The 1,226-nt window shown below is 46.7% G+C and carries 2 protein-coding genes; one reads left to right on the forward strand and one right to left on the reverse strand.

Annotated features, from left to right (window positions below; translation table 11 throughout):
- Positions 1-38: 38 nt before the first annotated feature.
- Complete coding sequence (locus tag JX325_RS17150; RefSeq protein WP_204792220.1) at positions 39-566, reverse strand: PadR family transcriptional regulator; 528 nt, start codon at positions 564-566, stop codon at positions 39-41.
- A gap of 120 nt (positions 567-686) precedes the next feature.
- Here JX325_RS17150 and JX325_RS17155 point away from each other — a divergent pair.
- Positions 687-1,226 (forward strand): MATE family efflux transporter (locus JX325_RS17155; RefSeq protein WP_243414165.1); only part of this gene is annotated, 540 nt, incomplete at its 3' end.

Below are 1,226 nucleotides of genomic sequence, written 5' to 3' on the forward strand. Positions count from 1 at the left end.
ATGATAGCGGTTTCCCGTTCTTTTTTCCTAAAAGTACCTCAAAAAAGTTCTGATTTCAAAGTCGTAATCCAAGCTTCAATCGTTTCAGCTAAAACAAACTGCTGGCGCAAAACCGCCATACCGATTTCAGGAACCTCCGGCGCATTTTCTTTTTCCCGAAGGTTTTCTTCCAGATAGCTTTTCAAATCCTGCACATTTTTTTCAATACTGGCAACGCAGGATTTTTGCATTTCCAAAGGAACGCTGTCCAAATTTACAATCACAGCATTGAAATCTAAAAACATACGGATAGGCTGGGCGGAGAGTTCTCCCATCAGCCGCTCAAATTCCTGCTCACCGTTGGCCGTCAGCGAGTAGACTGCTTTTTCCGGCATATTGGTTTCCCGCACAGGGACGCTTTGGAGCAGGCCCTTTTCCTCTAACTGAATGACCTTTTTATAAATAGATGGTGTACTGATTTTTACCCATTTTGAAATATTGCGGTATTCCACAAGCTTTTGAATGTCGTAGGCACTCAGCGGCTGCTTTTTGAGCATCCCAAGGACAATCAAATCTATTGTTGCCATGAAGATTTCCCCTTTCGCACTTGACAACTACTATAAATTATAGTAGTATGTGTTGACTGACGGCTACTATAAAGTATACTACTTCACATTACACTGGCTGTCAAGAGAAAGGAGCAATTTATGGACGGAAACAAAAAAATGGCGCTTCTGGGGAGTGCGCCAATTCCCAAAGTTCTCCTGGCACTGGGCATCCCAACGATGATTGGTATGCTCATTAACGGCCTCTACAATTTGGTAGACACCTATTTTGTAGGCGGGCTGGGAACCGGCCAGATGGGCGCAGTCACGGTTGCCTTTCCCCTGGGCCAGATTGTTGTTGGCCTGGGCCTGCTGTTTGGAAACGGCGCTGCCGCTTATCTGTCCAGGCTGCTGGGCCGGGGCGACAAGGACACGGCGAACAAGGTAGCGAGTACAGCCATATATAGCGGAATTTCGATTGGGGCGGTTGTGATCCTGTTCTCCGTTATCTTTCTGGAACCGATTTTGAAACAAGCTGGCGCAATCGAAAGCGTGATGCCCTATGCAATCACCTATACCCGCATCTATATCGTGTTCTCCATTTTCAATGTGTTCAATGTCACCATGAACAATATCGTTTCCAGTGAGGGTGCGGCAAAAACGGCTATGTGCGCGCTGATGGCTGGTGCGGTACTGAATGTG

The sequence above is a fragment of the Oscillibacter sp. CU971 genome, from assembly GCF_905219725.1.
GTDB lineage: Bacteria > Bacillota > Clostridia > Oscillospirales > Oscillospiraceae > Oscillibacter.